6 protein-coding genes are annotated in these 14,026 nt (G+C 72.3%); 4 read left to right on the plus strand and 2 right to left on the minus strand.

What is annotated here, in order from left to right; genetic code table 11:
* Window positions 1-441: 441 nt before the first annotated feature.
* From FHX73_RS37025 to FHX73_RS37035, 3 genes are all read left to right on the plus strand, one after another.
* On the plus strand, window positions 442-7,338 hold the full coding sequence (locus tag FHX73_RS37025; RefSeq protein ID WP_145910436.1) for an RHS repeat domain-containing protein: 6,897 nt from the start codon (window positions 442-444) through the stop codon (window positions 7,336-7,338).
* 16 nt (window positions 7,339-7,354) lie between these two features.
* Window positions 7,355-7,804, plus strand: coding sequence for a hypothetical protein (locus tag FHX73_RS37030; RefSeq protein WP_145910437.1), 450 nt, complete (start codon window positions 7,355-7,357; stop codon window positions 7,802-7,804).
* A 351-nt stretch (window positions 7,805-8,155) separates the two neighbouring features.
* Window positions 8,156-9,592 (plus strand): GuaB1 family IMP dehydrogenase-related protein, encoded by a 1,437-nt coding sequence (locus FHX73_RS37035; protein ID WP_145910438.1) that lies wholly within the window; start codon window positions 8,156-8,158, stop codon window positions 9,590-9,592.
* A 55-nt stretch (window positions 9,593-9,647) separates the two neighbouring features.
* On the opposite strand, the gene FHX73_RS47415 is transcribed toward FHX73_RS37035, so the two are convergent.
* Window positions 9,648-11,273 carry a cellulose binding domain-containing protein gene (locus FHX73_RS47415; RefSeq protein ID WP_145910439.1) on the minus strand — a complete coding sequence of 542 codons (1,626 nt, stop codon included), beginning with the start codon at window positions 11,271-11,273 and terminating at the stop codon, window positions 9,648-9,650.
* A gap of 280 nt (window positions 11,274-11,553) precedes the next feature.
* Here FHX73_RS47415 and FHX73_RS37045 point away from each other — a divergent pair, with 280 nt between their 5' ends.
* Window positions 11,554-12,408, plus strand: a complete 855-nt coding sequence (locus FHX73_RS37045) for a helix-turn-helix transcriptional regulator (RefSeq protein WP_145910440.1) — start codon at window positions 11,554-11,556, stop codon at window positions 12,406-12,408.
* Window positions 12,409-12,420: 12 nt separating this feature from the next.
* Here the strand turns inward: FHX73_RS37045 and FHX73_RS37050 are convergent, their stop codons facing one another.
* The gene (locus tag FHX73_RS37050) at window positions 12,421-13,995 is read right to left on the minus strand and encodes a class I adenylate-forming enzyme family protein (RefSeq protein ID WP_145910441.1); all 1,575 of its coding nucleotides are present in this window, start codon (window positions 13,993-13,995) and stop codon (window positions 12,421-12,423) included.
* Between the last annotated feature and the right edge of the window lie 31 nt (window positions 13,996-14,026).

The raw sequence follows: 14,026 nt of genomic DNA on the forward strand, positions 1-14,026 counted from the left end.
CGGCCCGCGGATGCCGCGCCAGCCGCTGGGCCACCGCCCGAGGACTGCTGACACCTCCTCACCCGAGCCGGACCGGACCGCCCCGCCCGCCGACGCGTGACGGCGCCCGGGCCCGGAGGGCTCCTGCCGGCTGACGGGCGGTGCCACGGGCCCCTGACCAGGGCGTCGAGTCGGACGCCGACTTCGGTGACCGGCACCGCGATCCCCCCTCGGGCCCGGAGGCGGCCCCGGCGGCCCCGGCGGGCCGGGTGGCCCAGGGGCGGATCGCAGCGGGCGTTCGAGCGACGGTACGGTTCAGCCGACTGGATCATGAAAAATGACCCCGGTCCTGGTCAAGCAACAGTGAGAAGTTCATAGTGTGGGGGGTTTGACGTGCGATCACGCGCACGCTGGTTCTCGTCTCCCGGAGGCAGAACCAAGGCCCGCGGCGGAACCGTGCTGGTGGCCGTCGTTGCGGCGATGGCGCTGGTGGTCCCGCTGGCGGAGGCCGACACGGTGGTCGGCGGGTACCGGTACCAGGGGAAGGTCTGGTCGGCGGACCCGCTGCAGGCGCAGCCGAAGGTGCTGGGGCATCCGGCCACCGGTCGCAAGGCGGCGGAGCCGGCGGCGGAGCCGGCGGGAGCCCGACCGGTCGACAAGTCCAAGGTGGCCACGCCGAAGTGGCCGGACGCCTCGACGGCAACGGTGGCCGTCGCGGGCGGGGACGGTTCGTCCGGTGCCCCGTCCGGCGCGGCGGGCACGACCGGTGTGACGCCCCCGGTGTCGGTGGCGGCGCCCTCAGCAGCACCGGGCGGGGCACCTGGCGCGGCACCGGCTGCGGTTCCGGGAGCGGCGAAGGCCGCAGCTCGCGCCGACGCGGCGGCCCCGGGCGTGCCGACGTCGGTGCGGGTGCGGACGGCGGACCGCGACACGGCACGGGCAGCCGACGTGGACGGTCTGCTGGTGGGCCTGTCGCGGGCTGACGGCTCGTCGGCGTCCGGCAAGGTGTCGGTCTCGGTCGACTACAGCTCGATCGCGCAGGCGTACGGCGGTGCCTGGGCTTCGCGGCTGCACCTGGTGGCGATGCCGGCGTGTGCGCTGACCACGCCGCAGCTGGCCCAGTGCCGCACGCAGACGCCGCTGGTGACGAGCAACGACGAGCCGGGCCGGAAGCTGACCGCGACCGTCGACCTGCCGGGTGGCGGGAGCACGCTGCCGGCGGCTGCGTTCGCGGGCGGCGGCAGGGCGGTGTCGGCCGCGTTGACGGAGCCGGCCGGGGCGAGCGCCACCGATGTGGCGACCAGCTCGGGCACCGCCGTCGCCGCGGTCTCCGGGCTCAGCAGCTCGCAGGGCAACTACGCGGCGACCTCGCTGTCGGCCTCCGGTTCGTGGTCGCAGTCCTCCTCGGGCGCGTTCGCCTACACCGTGCCGGTCGCGGTGCCGCCGTCCCTGGGCGGTTCGGCGCCGGCGGTCGCGCTGTCGTACGACTCGCAGTCGGTGGACGGCGAGACCTCGGCCCGCAACTCGCAGTCCTCCTGGATCGGTGACGGCTGGGACTACAGTCCGGGTTTCATCGAGCGTTCGTACAAGCCGTGTTCGGCCGACGGGATCACGGGTTCGGGCGACGAGTGCTGGGCCGGCTACAACGCCACCCTGTCGCTGGGTTCGCACTCGGGCCAGCTGGTGCGGGACGGCAACGGCGTCTACCACCTGCAGGGTGACGACGGCACCAGGATCGAGGACCTGTCCGGTGCGTCGAACGGGATGTGGAACGGCGAGTACTGGAAGGTCACCACGACCGACGGTACGCAGTACTACCTGGGCCTGAACCACTCCCCCGGGACGACCTCCGACCCGGCGACCAACAGCGCCTGGGGCGTGCCGGTCTACATGCCCAAGCCGGGCGACCCCTGCTACGACTCGTCCAAGGGCAACGCGTCGCAGTGCTCGGCCGAGCCGGGCTGGCGGTTCAACCTCGACTTCGTGGTCGACCCGAACGGCAACGTGCAGCGCTACGACTGGGCGAACGAGGCCAACTGGTACAACATGGGTGCCGGGCAGTCGAACGGCAGCGGCGGCGCGATGACCGCCTACACCCGCGGCGGTTACCTGCAGCAGATCTCCTACGGCTACAAGCTGGCCGACGAGCAGGCGGGCCACGACCCGGCGGCGAAGGTGGTCTTCACCCCCGCGCAGCGGTGCACCACCGACCCGACGACGTGCCAGGCCTCGAACCTGAACGCCAACACCGCCGCCAACTGGCCGGACACCCCGTACGACCTCAACTGCACGCAGGGGATGGCGACCTCGGGCACCGGCAGCACCGTGTGCCAGATCGCGGCGCCGAGCTTCTGGTCCACCAACCGGCTGCAGTCGATCAAGACCTCCGTGAAGAGCGGCTCCGCCTGGCAGGACGTCGACTCCTGGACGCTGACCCACCAGTTCTCGGACGCGGGCGCCACGGTGGACCCGGTCACCGGGGCGACCGTCGACCCCAAGGACGCCGGCTCGCTGCAGTCGGTCATGTGGCTGTCGCAGATCCAGCACACCGGTCTGGACACCAGCGCCGGCGGCACCGGCAACATCGCGCTGGACCCGATCACCTTCACCGGTGTCGAGATGGACAACCGCGTGGACGGGTCGAATCCGCCGGCGCCGCCGCTGTACCACCCGCGGATCTCCAGCATCCAGACCGAGTCGGGCGAGTCGATCGCGGTCACCTACCGGGCGCCCGAGTGCTCGCGGGTGAACAACACGATGCCGGCCTCGCCGGACAGCGACACGATGGCCTGCTACCAGGCGTACTGGGCGACGCCCGGCGCCACGCAGCCCATGGCGGACTGGTTCCAGAAGACGCTGGTCGCCCAGATCTCGGACAACGACGCCACCAAGGCCGGCTCGCCCGCCAAGGTCACCAGCTACGCCTACTCCGGTGGCGCGGCCTGGCACCGCGACGACTCCGACCTGACGGACGACCAGTACCGCACCTGGAACCAGTTCCGCGGCTACCGCACGGTCACCGTCACCACCGGCGCCGCGCCGGATCCGATCTCGCAGAGCACCACGTCCTACTTCCAGGGCATGGACGGCGACTACAGGTCGGACGGCAGTCAGCGCAGCGTCTCGCTGACCGACTCCACCGGCACCTCCGTCACCGACAGCGCCTGGCTGGCCGGGCTGCCGCAGGAGGTCGACCTCTACAACCAGGCCGGCGGCACCGTCATCGCAAAGTCGCTGCCGGGGGCGCCGGCCGTGACCACCACGGTCAGCAGCCCGCGGACGGCCTGGACCTCGAAGTCCCCGGCCCCGGCGAAGCTGTCCGTGCTGCCGCCGCTGACGGCCCGTCTGGTCCAGTCGAGCTCCAGCCGCGGGCTGAGCCTGCTGGCGAACGGCAGTTGGCGCAGCACCCGGACCGACACCACGTACGACAGCCTGGGCCGCCCTCAGCAGGTGGACAACAAGGGCGACCTCAGCGCCCCGGCGCAGGAGGCCTGCACCACCACCAGCTACGCGAACGCGCCGCCGTCGAATCCGATGATGCTGTCCTACCCGAGCGAGACCATCGTGGTCTCGGGTGCCTGCGGCACGGCGCCGGGCAGCAGCACCACGATCAGTGACAACCGGGTCTTCTACGACGGCGACGGCACCATCGCCAACCCGGGCACGCTGGGACAGCTCGGCGCGAACGGCTCGACCCTGGGCCTGGCGACGGCCGCGCAGACCGTGCAGTCCTACGACGGCTCCGGGAACCCGGTCTTCCAGACCACGAGCGCGACCACGTACGACCAGTACGGGCGCGTGACCAAGGTCCTGGACCCGGCCGGCTCGGCGGCCAGCACCGCCTACACCCCGGCGACCGGCACCCTGCCGAGCACCGAGGCGACCACCAACCCGGCCGGCTGGACCGCGACGGATACCATCGCGCCGGCCCGCGGCCTGGTCACCCACGCGGTGGACGTCAACGGACGGGTCACCGACTCGACCTACGACGCGCTCGGCCGCCTCACGCAGACCTGGCTGCCCGGCCGCACCGAGGGCACCCAGACCCCGGACCGGACGTTCGCCTACGCGGTGCACGGCGCCGGATCCAACCCGGACCCGTCCAGCGTGACCACCCAGACGCTGCGCGAGGACAACTCCTACGCCACGGCCGTCGACATCTACGACGGCTTCCTGCAGCGGCGCCAGACCCAGACGACCACCGCGGACAACTCCACCGGCCGCCTGGTCTCCTCCACCCACTACGACAGCCACGGCCTCACGCACAGCACCGTGCCGGCGTTCGTGGACACCACGACCGCGCCGGGCAGCACGCTCTTCGTGGAGCAGGAGAACACCCTGCCCACCGAGACCGTCACCGCCTACGACGGGACGGGCCGCCAGGTCGGCCAGACGCTGTACTCCAAGGCGCAGCAGCTGTGGACCTGGACCACCGCCTACCCGGGCGCGGACGAGACCGACAGCACCCCGCCGCAGGGCGGCACGCCGACCAGCACCTTCACCGACGCGCGCGGCCGGACCACCTCCACGGTGGCACACGGCGGCACTGGCACCGGCGACGTGACGACCAGTTACGCCTACACTCCGGCCGGCCAGGTCGCCACGGTGAAGGACACCACGGGCAACACCTGGTCGTACCAGTACGACCTGATGGGCCGTAAGGTCTCGCAGTCCGACCCGGACAGCGGCACCTCCTCGACGACGTTCGACCAACTGGGCCGGATCGCCACGACGACCGACGCCCGCGGACAGAGCCTGGCCTACAGCTACGACCTGCTCGGCCGGCCCACCGGCGAGTACGACGGCACGGCCACCACCGACCCGACCAAGCAGCTCGCGGGCTGGACCTACGACAGCCTGGCCAAGGGCTACCCGACCTCCTCGACCCGCTACGTCGGCGGATCGGGCAGCGGCGGCAGCGCCTACACCCAGGCGGTGACCGGCTACGACACCGCGTACCAGCCGACCGGCAGCACGGTCACCATCCCGGCCGCCGAGGGCAAGCTGGCCGGCAGCTACACGATGACGTCGAAGTACACGGCGAACACCGGTCTGCTCTCCGACAGCATCTTCGGCACCGAGGGCGGCCTCCCGTCCGAGGACGTCGGCTACGGGTACAACCTGCAGGGCGGCCTGGTCTCCACCGGCACGATGTTCACGCCGTACCTGGACGTGGCCTCGTACAGCCCGCTGGGCCAGATCGAGCAGTCGACCTTCGGCGTGTCCGGCAAGCAGCTGCGCACCGCGCAGACCTACGACGACGCCACCGGCCGGCTGGCCACCAACCGGGTGTCGCTGCAGACCGCGTCGACCAACCCCATCTCGTCCACCACCTACGGCTACGACCAGGAGGGCAACCTCACCACCACGAGCGAGCTGCAGTCCTCCGGCGGCACCGACCAGGTCTTCGACACCCAGTGCTTCCAGTACGACGGCCTGCGCCGGCTGACCCAGGCCTGGACGGACACCGCCGGCCAGAGCAGCCCGACCGCCGGTCAGCTCGCGCACTGCACCAGCAGCGGCCCGACCCCCGCCACGATCGGCGGCCCGGCCGCCTACTGGCAGAGCTACGGCTACGACCTGCTCGGCGACCGGACCCAGCTGGTCCAGCACGACGTGACCGGCAACACCGCCAACGACGTCACGCAGTCCGTCAGCCACCCCGGCAACGGCACCGCTGCGGCGGCCCAGCCGAACACGGCGACCGGGATCACCACCACCGGCCCGACCGGCACCAGCACCCAGACCCCGCACTACGACCCGGCGGGCAACACCACCAGCCGCGCCACCGTCGGGGTCGGCGCGGGCAGCCAGACCTTCACCTACGACCAGGAGGGCCGCACCGCCACCGTCAGCACGACGGTGGGAACCAACAGCGCACAGACCACCGGCTACCTGTACGACGCACAGGGCCAGCTGCTGATCCAGCGCGGGCCGGGCAGCACGGTCCTCTACCTCTTCGGCGGAGCCGAGCAGCTCACCCTCACCGGCGCCACGGTCACCGGCAGCCGGTACTACGCCAACCCGGACGGCACGGTCATCGTCCGCGCCACCGGCGGCACCGTCACCTACCAGCCGACCAACACCCAGGGCACGGCGCAGTTGGAGGTCGACAGCAAGACGCTGACGGTCACCCGCCGCTCCTACGACCCGTACGGCAACGCCCGTGGGACCGCGCCCAGCACCTGGGCCGACAACCACGGGTACCTGGGCCGGCCCGCCGACCCGACCACCGGCCTGGACCTGCTCGGCGCCCGCCAGTACGACCCGTCCACCGGTCGCTTCCTCAGCGTCGACCCGGTGTTCGAGGCGGGCGATCCCAACCAGATGGGCGGGTACGCCTACGCGGGCGACAACCCCAGCACCGACAGCGACCCCACCGGCCTGTTCTCCTTCGGCGGGGCGTGGCACAAGCTCACCCACAACAGCGTCACCCGGGCCCTGACCAACCCCGACTCGTGGTCGAACGCCGCGCAGATCCTCGGCGGCGCCGCCGGGATGGTCGAGGGCGGCAGCGAGTTCCTCGGCGGTGTGGGCGTCTGCGTCCTGGGCGGCATCGAAACCGCGGGCGCCGCCTGCGCCGGCGGTCTTGGTGTGGCCGCCATCGGGTTCACCACGATGGCCGCCGGGTTCGCGGTGACCGCGCACGGCACCATCGGCCTCAGCAACGACATCAGCCAGGCCCGGAACACGGACGACTCCGGCGGCGGTGGTGGCGGCGGGAACGATGCCGCGTCCTCCGACGACGGCGCCGCCAACCCGAACCGGGCGGCGAAGAACCAGCGCGAACTCGGCGCCCGGGACGGCGACGACGGCGGTGGCAGCGGCCCCGGGAACGATGGCGGAAACCCCGGCAACGCCGGCAAGGCCGACCCCGACGGCAACGGCGGGAAGGGCGGGGGCGGACGTCCCCAGGGGAGCGGCGGTCGTCCCCACGGGGGCGGCAAGACCGGCTCCGGCGGCCGCATCACGGTCCACAAGTACGCACCGGAGACGCCGTCCGAGCCCCCGCACTTCAGCGTCGAGGTCTCCCAGGGCCGGTGGTCCCTGCACACCGAGCAGTTCCACACCGAGGAGTACGACGACACCTGGATCGACTACCACGACCCGGAGGGCCTGACGAAGCTGGACTCGATCACGATCGACCTCCCCGATCCCCAGGAAGCCATGCAGTTCCAGCGGGACCAGATGAAGGAGGACGGCTTCGGTGAGTACGATGTGATCACCAACAGCTGCTTCTCCCACTGCATGGACGTCGGCCGAGCCGGAGGCCTGGAAGCCAGCGGCGTTCGGGACTTCGCGAAGCTCTTCGGGATCGACTGGCGGGAACTGCTTCCGCCACGCGCCCCGAAGGCCTGATGTCGGGAGCGATCTGATGACCGGACAGAACGACCTCGACCATGAGGCCCCCACCGGGAACGGCCTCCTCGGCCAGGTGCTGTCGAGCGGCTACCTCGACTCCGAGGCGCAGTACCAGGTGGGGCGCGTGCTCAGCGCCTCCGCCCGCTCGTACATCGGCCGCCCCGACCGGCAGCCGGAATCGGCGGACCCGGAGGAGCTCATCGAAGGGCTGGAGCTCATCGACGGCGGCTGGTCCCGGGTCCGCCACGCCTGGCGCGAACTGAACGCGCACGGGAAGTCCCGTGCGCGGGAGCGCTCGGCGGCGTTGGACAGGGCCGAGGGCAGGCAGGCGAAACGGGAAGCCGTTCGAAACCTCCCCTCGAACGCACCGTTCGCGGCGGCGCGGGCGGAATTCGCCCGGGTCCTGGCCGAGCTGGCCGACGTCCTGGAACGGTACGCGCTGCCATCCGACCAGCCACGATGACCGACTCCGGCTGACCTGACGGACCGAGGCGGCGAGCACACAGAGGTGTGCTCGCCGCCTCGGCTTTATTGGGTTTGACGGACACCTCTGATCAGGGGCGGCCCCGGCAAGGTCGACGCCGGCGAACGCGACGGCCTGACCAGCCGACACGGCATTTGGATGTTCCTATGAGCCGCTGAGCCGTATTGGTGATCTTCATTGTGTGGATCTTCAACGTTCGCGTGTGAACTGGCTTTCGAACCGGGTAGGAGTCAGACTCGACGGTTGGGTGCGGGGCGCCCGAGAGCGCCCCGCGGCCGAGCCGCAATCAGCGCCCCCGGTGTACCTACCGCCCAGCCAGAGAGCCTTTCAATGCGCTTCCTGAACGACCTCAAGCCCGCGTACGACCTCACGTACGACGACGTGTTCATGGTCCCCAGCCGGTCCGCCGTGGGCTCCCGGCAGGGGGTCGACCTGGCGTCCAACGACGGGACCGGGACGACGATCCCGCTGGTCGTGGCCAACATGACGGCCATCGCGGGGCGGCGGATGGCCGAGACCGTGGCCCGGCGCGGGGGGTTGGTGGCCATTCCGCAGGACCTGCCGACCGAGGTGATCGCCGAGGTGATCGGGTGGGTCAAGCAGCGGCACCTGGTGTTCGACACGCCGGTGACGCTGAGCCCGGGGGCGACCGTGGCGGACGCGCTGGCGCTGCTGCCGAAGCGGGCGCACGGTGCGCTGGTGGTCGTCGAGGACGGTCGGCCGGTTGGCGTGGTGACCGAGGGTGACTGCCAGGGGGTGGACCGGTTCACCAGCGTGTCCCAGGTGATGTCCCGTGACCTGCTGCTGCTCGCTCAGGACGTGGAGCCGCGGGCCGCGTTCGAGAAGCTGAACGAGGGTCACCGCAAGCTCGCCCCGGTGGTGGACGCCGACGGGAAGCTGGTCGGCATCCTGACCCGCAAGGGCGCGCTGCGGGCGACGCTCTACACCCCCGCGGTGGACGCGGCCGGCCGGCTGCGGATCGCGGCGACCGTCGGCATCAACGGCGACGTGGCGGGCAAGGCCAAGGCGCTGATCGAGGCCGGTGCCGACGTGCTGGTGGTGGACACCGCGCACGGTCACCAGGAGTCGATGATCAGCGCGCTGCGGGCCGTGCGCGGCCTGGACCCGCAGATCCCGATCGTGGCCGGCAACGTGGTCTCCGCCGCCGGTGTGCGCGACCTGGTCGAGGCGGGCGCGGACATCCTCAAGGTCGGTGTCGGCCCGGGCGCGATGTGCACCACCCGGATGATGACCGGCGTCGGCCGGCCGCAGTTCTCCGCCGTGCTGGAGTGCGCGGCCGAGGCCCGCAAGCTGGGCAAGCACGTCTGGGCCGACGGCGGCGTGCGGCACCCGCGCGACGTCGCGATGGCGCTGGCCGCCGGTGCGTCCAACGTGATGATCGGCTCCTGGTTCGCCGGTACCTACGAGTCGCCGGGCGACCTGCAGACCGCGGCCGACGGCCGGCAGTACAAGGAGAGCTTCGGCATGGCCTCGGCCCGCGCGGTGCGCAACCGCACGGCCGAGGAGTCCGGCTACGACCGGGCCCGCAAGGCGCTCTTCGAGGAGGGCATCTCCACCTCCCGGATGTTCCTCGACCCGGCCCGCCCGGGCGTCGAGGACCTGATCGACTCGATCATCGCGGGCGTGCGCAGCTCCTGCACCTACGCGGGCGCGAACACGTTGGAGGAGTTCCACGAGAAGGCGATCGTCGGCGTGCAGAGCGCGGCCGGCTACGCCGAGGGCAAGCCGCTGCACTCCAGCTGGTAGGTGATGACGCGCAGGGGCCCCGGCGCGCGCCGGGGCCCCTGCGCGTATCGCGGCGTCAGCCGTTGTAGCCGGCCCACAGCTTGGAGAACTGGTACGGGGTCTGGCTGATGTTGGTGCACTTGAAGAGCGCGCCGGTGCAGGCGTTGCCGTCCCGGGTGACCTCCCAGAAGGAGAGCTCGCCGAGGTGGTTCTGCTGGGCGAAGGTGAGCAGCTGCTGGGCGTCGGAGAGGCCGAAGACCTCGTCCGCGTTGTCGTTCTGACCCAGCATCGGGGTGACGCCGACCATGGCCCAGGTCTGCGCGGTGGTCAGGTTGGTCCACACCGAGGCGATCTGGGCCCGGGTGGACTGGGCCGACTGGATCGCGTAGGCGCCCATCTGGCCGGAGGGGTTGGGGGCCTCGGTGTCGCCGAAGTCCATCGCCATCACGTTGACCGCGTCGACGTTGACGCCAGCCGCCTTGGCGGACTGCAGCACGTAGACGCCGTCGGTGGTCAGGCCGCTGGGCAGCACCGGCAGGGTGAGGGTGACCTTCAGGTCGCGGCCCTTGGCCCGCTGGGCGGCCTGCACGGCGGCGATCGCGGCCGAGCGGCGGTCGATCGAGGCGTGGTCGGAGACGGCCGAGCCCTCGATGTCGAAGTCGATCCGGTCCAGGTTGTAGGCGTCGACGACCTTCTGGTACTGGGCGGTCAGGCTCGGCACGTCGGTGCAGGACTGGGCCAGCTCGGTGCCGTTGGCGCCGCCGAAGGACGGGCGGATGTCCCCGCCGGTGGCCCGGAAGGCGTCGAAGTCGGCCTTGTCCCAGGCGGTGCCGGGGTCGTAGGCGTTGAACCAGCTGGCGGTGCACGCGGTGGTGCCGTTGACGATGAAGCCCAGCGAGAACTGCTTGAGGCCGGTCGCGGCGGCGATCTGGGTCAGGCTCGGGGTCGGGTAGGCGCCGAGGTCGACGAAGGGCGCGGCCACTCCGGGGGTGGTGCCGCTGCCGGCCACCCCGGTCACCGCGGCGGACTGCGCGGACTCGTTGCCGGCCGCGTCGTAGGCGGTGACGGTGAAGGTGTGGCTGCTGCCGGCGAGCAGGCCGGCGACGGTGGCGGAGGTGCCGGTGGTGGTCGAGGCGACCACGGTGCTGCCCTCGTAGACGTGGTATCCGGCCACGCCGACGTTGTCGGTGGAGGCGTGCCAGCTCAGCGACACGGCGTCCGGGCCGGTGCCGGAGACGGCCAGGCCGGTGGGCACGGTCGGCGGGGTGGTGTCCACCGGGCCGCCGGCACAGGGCTGGTTGTTGATCAGGCAGTTGATCGGCAGCGCCTGGGTGCCGGTGGTGCTCACGTCCATGCCGACCACGGGGGCCGAGGCGCCGGGGGCCAGCGGCGCGGCCCAGCTCGGGGAGGTGATGGTGTAGTGGCCGTTGCTGCTGGTCAGCGTCCCGTTCCAGGCACTGCCGGCACTCTCGCCCGCGGGCAGGTCGAAGGTGATCGACCAGGAGTTCACCGTGGTGTTGGTGTGGTTGGTGACCGTGTAGTCCACCTCGAAGCCGGTGGACCAGCTCTGCGGGGAGCTGGCGGTGGCGACCAGCCCGGAGACGCCCGCGTCGGCCTGGGCGGCGGCCGGCAGGGCGAGCGGCAGCACCGCGCCGGCGAGCAGAGCGGTGGTCACGAATGCGGGCAGGGTGACGCGCCTCATGGGCGGGTCCTCCTCGGCGTGCGGGCAGCGGACCGGGGGCCCGCTGCCAGGGACAGTGGGGGCGTGCCGCGGCTCCACCACATTGGTAGAGACCAATGAGGTGCGTCAATACGCCGACCCTTAAGTGGGTCTGATTTCCGGTCAGCGCAAGGGTTGGACAGGGGTCTCATGGCAGGGTGCCGTGGCGGGCCGTTGTCGTGGGTGCCGCTATCCGGGGATCCGGAGTCCCCGGATAACCCGGCCCTGGATCGCCACCGACCCGGCCCGCGATGCTGGGCGCATGACGGACCGTCCGGAACTCGCCGACTTCCTCTGCCGCTGCCGCACCCGCCTGGCCCCGGGCGACGTGGGACTGCCGCCCGGCGTCCGGCGCCGCACCCCGGGCCTGCGCCGCGAGGAGGTGGCCCAGCTGGCCGGGCTCTCGGTGGACTACTACACCCGGCTGGAGCAGGGCCGGGGCAACCGGCCCTCGGCGCCGCTGCTCGCCGCGCTGGCCCGGGCGCTGCGGCTGACCGCGCGGGAGCGGGACCACCTCTTCCGCCTGGCCGGCCAGGAACCGCCGCGCACCACCCGGGCGCTCACCCACCTGTCGCCCGCGCTGCTGCTCCTGCTGGACCGGCTGCACGACACCCCGGCGCAGCTGCTCTCCCGGCTCGGCGACGTGCTGGCGCGCAACCGGATGGCGGTGGCGCTGTTCGGTGACCGCTCCCAGCAGCCGCCGCGCGAGCGGAACCTGGCCTGGAGCTGGTTCACCGACCCGGCGAGCCGCGCGAGGTTCGCGCCCGCCGAGCACGAGCGCCTCGCCCACGGTCTCGTGGCCGAGCTCCGCGCGGTCCGCGCGGCCGACCCGGACTGCCCGGAGGGAGCCGAGCTGGTCGCCGAACTACTGGCGGCCAGTGCGGAGTTCACTGAGCTCTGGGAGCGGCCCGGGGAGTCGGGGGCGGCGCCGCACGCGCACCACGGGACGGTCCTGCACCCGGTGGTCGGGGCGATGGAGCTGGACTGCGAGGTGCTGCGGGTGGGGGAGGGCGGCCAGCGGCTGCTGGTCTACACGGCCCGCCCCGGCAGCGAGTCGGCCGGACGGCTGGAGCTGCTCCAGGTGATCGGCTCGCAGCAGATGACCTCGATCGGCTGACGCGGCATCACATCAAGTCCGGGCCGCGGCCAGCCTGGAGAGCTCGACCCTGGAGAGCTTGCCGGTGCTTCCCAGCGGCAGCGCGGCCAGCGACACCAACTGCTCGGGCAGCTTGCGGCGTTCCAGGCCGCGCTGCTCCACCAGGAAGAGGTTGAGCTCGGCCAGGCTGGGCGCCGGGGCACCCGGGCGCGCCACCACGCAGACGCAGAGCCGCTCGCCCAGGTCCTCGTCCGGCACCGGGACGCAGACCGCCTCGGCCAGCGCGGGGTGCGCACCGGCGTGCCGTTCGACCTCGGCGGGACTGATGGTGAAGCCGCCGCGCTTGATCACCGCGCTGTTGCGGCGCAGCAGGTGGAGCCGCCGCTCGGAGTCGAGCAGCCCGTGGTCCCCGGAGCGCACCCAGCCGGCCGGATCCCGGCGCCCGGCGTCCAGGTCGGGCGCGCCGACGTAGCAGAGCGGGGTCATCGGGCCGCGCGCCCACAGCTCGCCGGGGGTGCCGGCGGGCAGCGCCCGGCCCTGCTCGTCCCGCACCTCGAAGTCGCAGACCGCCAGGTCGGGGTGGGACAGTGCGGTGGTCTCGACACCCGGAGCGTCGTACTCGCCACGGCAGTTGACGCCGTCCGAGGAGCCGTAGAGGTTGCTGATCGGGCAGCCGAACCGGTCGAGCGCGGCGGCCAGCACCGGGGTGGGCAGGCCGTCGCAGCTGGCGATCACCGCGTCCAGGCTGCTCAAGTCCTCGTCGGGTTCGGCCGATTGGGAGGTCATGCGGCGCAGGATGGTGGCCACGCCGAACAGGTGGGTGATCCGGTGCTCGGCGATGGCGGCCAGGGCGGCGGCCGGGTCGAACCGGTCCAGCAGGACCAGGGTGGCGCCGTGGCGCTGCACCGAGACGGTGCCCAGTGAGCCGTAGGAGGCGGAGAGCGGCACCAGGATCAGGGCCCGTGGGTCCGGCCGGCCGGCGTAGATCGCCCGCAGGTAGTTGCCCCGGCCGCCGCCCATCGCGTTGTGCGAGTAGGCGATCATCTTGGGCTCGGACTCGGAGCCGGAGGAGACCAGGATCCGGGCCGGCGCGTCGGGGTCGGCGGCCGGTGCGGGAACGGCGAGGTCGGTGCCGGCCTGGAGCTGTTCCGTCGTCAGAACGGCTTTGACGTGCGGAAGTTCAGTGTCTGCGAAGTCGCGGTCGGTGACCAGTGCGGTGGCCCGGGAGCGGGCCAGCAGGGACCGGGCCTCGCCGCTGCCGGGGCCGTCCGGGAAGGTCAGTGCCACCGCGCCGAGCAGCGCCACCGCCAGCTCGGCCGCGACCGCCGGCCAGCCGTTCGGCAGCCGGATCGCCACGATCTCCCGGTCGCACACCCCGGCGGCCCGCAGCACCCCGGCGAACCGGCGTGCGGCGACGTCCAGTTGGGCGTAGCTGACGGTGGCCCGGGGGTCGATCACGGCGGGCCGGTCGGGGTGGGCTTGGACCCGCTGGCGGAACATCCGGTACAGGTCCACGTCGAGGTAGTGCCCGTCGGCGGCCCAGGCCCGGCGCTGTGCGGCGCCGACGAGGTCGGGCAGGGTGAGGCCCTGGCGGGAGGTCCAGGTCATGGCGGGTCGCTCCAACGATCGTAGGTGGCGG

The sequence above is a fragment of the Kitasatospora viridis genome, from assembly GCF_007829815.1.
Taxonomy (GTDB): Bacteria; Actinomycetota; Actinomycetes; order Streptomycetales; family Streptomycetaceae; genus Kitasatospora; species Kitasatospora viridis.

Bases quoted from the DNA above. Each gene is read 5' to 3' on its own strand.
- FHX73_RS37030 (WP_145910437.1), top strand. From the start codon at position 7,355: ATGACCGGACAGAACGACCTCGACCATGAGGCCCCCACCGGGAACGGC.
- FHX73_RS37035 (WP_145910438.1), top strand. From the start codon at position 8,156: ATGCGCTTCCTGAACGACCTCAAGCCCGCGTACGACCTCACGTACGAC.
- FHX73_RS47415 (WP_145910439.1), bottom strand. From the start codon at position 11,273: ATGAGGCGCGTCACCCTGCCCGCATTCGTGACCACCGCTCTGCTCGCC.
- FHX73_RS37045 (WP_145910440.1), top strand. From the start codon at position 11,554: ATGACGGACCGTCCGGAACTCGCCGACTTCCTCTGCCGCTGCCGCACC.
- FHX73_RS37050 (WP_145910441.1), bottom strand. From the start codon at position 13,995: ATGACCTGGACCTCCCGCCAGGGCCTCACCCTGCCCGACCTCGTCGGC.